A 4,508-nucleotide genomic window follows, 5' to 3' on the forward strand; every position below is an offset into this window, starting at 1 on the left:
GGGCATTTTGTTAATACAGATAATTTAAGGATCAATTTCGATAATAGAATCACATCAGTAGGGCTTGAGTTTACCGCCGATATGCATGTGCTACGTCTGCCAATTCCTTTGAATCTGGGTTTCAGACTGGGTTATGAAAATGAAACGAGTGCTGTGTTTGGAAACCTGCTTTTGTCATACAGCTTCGATTTTTAAGTGCAAAAGGATAAAGTAATGAAGGTTAAAGGTTAAAGTTTAAAGGAAAAGGTCACTGAGAGGAGCCGAAGTGATTTAATACCTCAGTCATATCTTAAAAGAAAAGCCATCCCAAATAAAATTGAGATGGCTTACATTATTATTTGAATCCGTATTATTCGCTACGTGTATAAGTGAGCTTATCGCGTTGTTGCCAAGTTTCACCTTTGTCTAGCGATACACTTCTGGTTAAAACAAAAGTATCATCTCCAATTTCGCTAAGTTTAAATTGTGTGTAAGTCTCTTTTTTCTCTACCGAATTATCAAAGACAAAATCCTGATCAGAGAAATTACCTTCGAAAACTTCAAAGGTAGAGGATAGATCGTCTAAAAGAGAGATGCGATATTTCCCAGAGGTTTCATTAAAGGTATAAGTCAACGTAATATCAATAGGGAATGTACGCTCAAGCTTGATCTTTTCCTGAAGAATATTAGTTGCCGTGAAGTCGATATTCGAAACAGTTTGTCCTACGTCGCGCCAAGTTCCTCTGCGAGTCCAGGCTTCCATCTTAACATCCCAATTTCCTTTCAAAAAGGCCAGTTCCTTGATTTCATCACGCTTAGGCATTTCTAATGATTTGGTATCAAAAACAGGATTGATTTCTATGTTTTTAACCTGAATAACTCTATCTCGTTGCCAAAAAGTACGCTCTACAAAAAATGGGAAAACGAGACCTTTAACAGTCCTGAAATCATCGAAGAAAGTTTCAGAAGGAACTTCAGTTGCAAAATCGACCCAATTGGATTCGCACTTGTATTCCAAATAGGTGTTTGCATCCAAATACCATTTCTCAACTTTCCCATTAGAGCGCGTCAGCTTCAGAACAAAAACATCAAGACCTTCAAGTTTTTCTTTTCCTACAAATTCCACCTGATGGCCTTTTTGCTTGTAATTGAAAAATGGTGTGGTGAATTCAGCCTTCTGAGCAAAAACATTCTCTTCAGCTTTGTTGATTCTTCGAGCATAATTAATCTCTTGCCAGGGATCAATTGTCCAACCTTTTTTACCATCAAATGCTTCTGTAATTTCATGTTTCCCCAAATAGAAGTTGGCATAATACTCACCAGATTTTGTTCTGTATGCCATGAATTCCTTTTCTATACTAAAGCCAGTAAATTGACCGGTTATTTTTATTGCATCGACTTTATTCCACTTTTCGAGTCCGCCGTGTGCTTCTATATGTTTGGCGATTATTGTCTCCACATTTTCTGCCATAAGCAGGCTAGGTAAGCAAAGAGAAAGACAGACTAAGATGAGTTGATATATTTTTTTATTCATTGTTAGAATATTTAAATTGTAATAAATCTCTTATCCAATTAATTGAACTTGTAACAAGCCATTTCTGTTTGGTTTCTCAGGTAGATCTTACCATTAACAAAAGAAGGAGCAGTCCACGATTTACCTTTAATAGCCTGAAAGCTTCTTTGTTCAGTATAGGCAGTAGGTGTTGCCTTAACTTGTATCAGTTGACCTTTGTCTGAAAGTACAAGAAGCTTATCACCAACTAAAATCAGACTCCCTTTTCCAAAGCCTCTTTTCGTCCATTTTTTTTCGCCGGTTTCAGCAGATATACATTGTAGAGCTGCCACATTGAAGCCATAAAAATGCCCATCGTAATAGAGCGTTGAGCTGTAATCGTTTTTCATGGTAGATGCCTGTAACACTTCAGTAACCGTATTGTTTTTAACTTCTACGATTTCGAAACCAGAGTTGCGAACAGTAGAAATGAAAATCTTATTGGAATCAACTAATGTAGGCATAGCTGTAGGACCGTTCATTTTCATGGTATAAGACCAAAGCATATCGCCTTTGCTGTTGTACGATGATAAGGTTTTCTGATTGGCGAATATGATTTGTGTTTGACCCTCTATTTCAGCCACAAGAGGTGAGCAGTATGAGGCGTTACCTTTGCCCTTAGCCCAAAGCAATTTACCAGTGTTCTGATCGAAGGCTACAAAGGCTCTCTCATCTGTACCACCAGCTTCCATAATAAGCACGCCGTCAACTAAAACTGGAGATGAAGAGAATCCCCAACGAGGAAGTGTACTACCAAATTCTTTAATGAAGTCGACTTGCCACAACTGTTTGCCATCTGTTTTCGAGTGAGCAGTCAGCTTACCATAGCTACTAAAGCTGAATATGGTGTTTTCACCAATTAAAGGGGTTGATCTTGGTCCATCGCCAAAGCCATCTTTATCGATAAAGATAGAATCGATTTTGTTTCGCCAAATTTCCTCACCTGTTTTAGCATCGAAGGCAGCCATATATTCCCAACCGGAAAGGCTATCTGTTTTCTCGCTGAGCGTGGTGTATAGTTTGTCGCCCGATAGGGTGATTTCGGAAAAAGCACAGCCAATGTCTTTTTTCCAAATTAGCTCTGGTGCAGGATCGCCAACCAGGCAATCAGCTATAGTTTCAGCAGAGATACCCGATCTGGCAGGGCCTCTGAATTGCGTCCAATCGTCGCTTTCTTGAGCAAAAGAGATGGGTGCTTGCAGCATTAAGGCTAATGCAAACAATGATGAATAGATTGTTACTTGCTTCATTTTGGGTGTTTCTTCAGGTTTAGAAATGTTGTTTTGTTTTTTCAGTACCTAAGATAAGCATGTTTGCCCGTATGAAGAACTTACAAAATGAGAATTAGATGAAAGGCGATCTCTGCACGATTTATTAGAAAGGAGAAGGGTTGAATTAATTAATCAGTCGTAATTTATAATTCCTAACTCATCACTAATCGTAATTGCCCATTGAAGATAAAAAATATTGCGCAATCATCATAAATTACTTTATTGTGAAAGCTGCCTATCCATTTTTTTCTATTTTTGTGGGTGGATGGACTTTTTAGACCTTTTGATCACGCCTGAGGCGGACTTCGTTTCACTCAGCTTTTTAAACAAACACTAAATTATAACATATGAAACGTTTTATCAATTCAGAAAAAGCACCTAAGGCTATTGGCCCTTATTCTCAAGCTGTAGAAACGAATGGAACCCTATATATTTCAGGACAGATTCCAGTCGACGTAACAACAGGTAAATTTGTTGAAGGTGGCGTAAGAGAGCAAGCAGAGCAGGTGATGAAAAACATTGGTTACATTCTCGAAGAAGCAGGTTATAGCTTTAAAGATGTGGTGAAATCAACTTGTTTGTTGAGTGATATGTCTGGCTTTGCTGTAATGAATGAAGTATATGGTGAGTACTATAAGGAAGATTGTCCGGCACGTGCAGCTTTCGCTGTAAAAGGCCTACCTATGGGTGCTTTGGTCGAAATCGAAACTATTGCTGTGAAGTAATTCACTTTCGTGATGATATAAAGAAAGGCTGCTAATCTGAAGTTGGTAGCCTTTTATTTCAGCAAAGTTCACTTGCCACAAGAGCTGATCTTTTTTTAAAACAATGCCGTCAATGAAACTCAAAATCTACTTCATACTCATCATTAGCTTAGCTTTTGTCACAAGTTCTGTCGCACAAGATTTATTTGAAAAACAACAGATCTCTTTGCTTGAGCAGTGGGATCTTGCAGATAATCAAAGTAATGAGTCGGGTTTGTTTCGAGTGAAACAATATAAGCCGGTTTACATCTTATTGGGTAACTATACCACCGCCATCAATAAACAACCTCAAAGTGATAATCCCAACAATTCGGCTCCCGATCAGATTCCGTTGAAACAGGTCGAAGTTAAATTTCAACTCAGTTTTAAAACGAAGATCTTTAATGACCTAATGGGATCGAAACTGGGTGGTGATATCTGGATGGGCTATACGCAAACATCCAGATGGCAAGTGTACAACCCAGATTTGTCCCGTCCATTTCGGGAGACAAACTACGAGCCCGAAATCATGTATATTATGCCGACACATTACGAAATTTGTGGCGTAAAGGGTCTTTTTGCGGGTATTGGTTTTAATCATCAAAGTAATGGGCGGTCTGATCCTATGTCTCGTAGTTGGAATAGGGTGATTGCGCAAATAGCCTGGGAAAGCAAAAACCTAAGCATCATATTTAAACCCTGGTTGCGCATACAAGAGCCTGCCGACAAGGATAATAATCCGGGTATAGAAAACTATATGGGTAGAGGAGAGCTAATGGCTGCTTATGGTAAAGGACGGCACGACATTAGTCTGATTGCCCGACACTCCATGCGCTTTGGTAAGAATAATAGGGGAAGCTTTCAAATTGATTATGCCTTACAGATCTGGGATAATTTGAAACTCAATGCTCAACTGTTTCACGGTTATGGCGAGAGTCTGATTGACTTTAACCACAAACAAAC

The 4,508-nt window shown here is 38.9% G+C and carries 5 protein-coding genes; 3 read left to right on the forward strand and 2 right to left on the reverse strand.

What is annotated here, in order from left to right:
• A partial coding sequence (locus ABY905_RS14365) for a hypothetical protein (RefSeq protein ID WP_372645074.1) occupies nucleotides 1–195 on the forward strand: 195 nt, incomplete at its 5' end.
• 154 nt (nucleotides 196–349) lie between these two features.
• On the opposite strand, the gene ABY905_RS14370 is transcribed toward ABY905_RS14365, so the two are convergent.
• Together ABY905_RS14370 and ABY905_RS14375 are read right to left on the reverse strand one after the other, a co-directional pair.
• Nucleotides 350–1,513 (reverse strand): hypothetical protein, encoded by a 1,164-nt coding sequence (locus ABY905_RS14370; protein ID WP_372645076.1) that lies wholly within the window; start codon nucleotides 1,511–1,513, stop codon nucleotides 350–352.
• Between the two features lie 38 nt (nucleotides 1,514–1,551).
• Nucleotides 1,552–2,781 carry a PQQ-binding-like beta-propeller repeat protein gene (locus tag ABY905_RS14375; protein ID WP_372645078.1) on the reverse strand — a complete coding sequence of 410 codons (1,230 nt, stop codon included), beginning with the start codon at nucleotides 2,779–2,781 and terminating at the stop codon, nucleotides 1,552–1,554.
• Nucleotides 2,782–3,149: 368 nt separating this feature from the next.
• Between ABY905_RS14375 and ABY905_RS14380 the strand changes: the two genes are divergently transcribed.
• Nucleotides 3,150–3,527, forward strand: coding sequence for a RidA family protein (locus ABY905_RS14380; RefSeq protein ID WP_372645080.1), 378 nt, complete (start codon nucleotides 3,150–3,152; stop codon nucleotides 3,525–3,527).
• Nucleotides 3,528–3,639: 112 nt separating this feature from the next.
• On the forward strand, nucleotides 3,640–4,508 hold an 869-nt coding region (locus ABY905_RS14385; protein WP_372645082.1), incomplete at its 3' end, for a phospholipase A.

This window comes from Ancylomarina sp., from assembly GCF_041555295.1.
Taxonomy (GTDB): domain Bacteria; phylum Bacteroidota; class Bacteroidia; order Bacteroidales; family Marinifilaceae; genus Ancylomarina.

What these genes read in the sequence shown, in the direction of transcription:
- ABY905_RS14370 (WP_372645076.1), bottom strand. Translation starts at nt 1,513, where the DNA reads ATGAATAAAAAAATATATCAACTCATCTTAGTCTGTCTTTCTCTTTGC.
- ABY905_RS14375 (WP_372645078.1), bottom strand. Translation starts at nt 2,781, where the DNA reads ATGAAGCAAGTAACAATCTATTCATCATTGTTTGCATTAGCCTTAATG.
- ABY905_RS14380 (WP_372645080.1), top strand. Translation starts at nt 3,150, where the DNA reads ATGAAACGTTTTATCAATTCAGAAAAAGCACCTAAGGCTATTGGCCCT.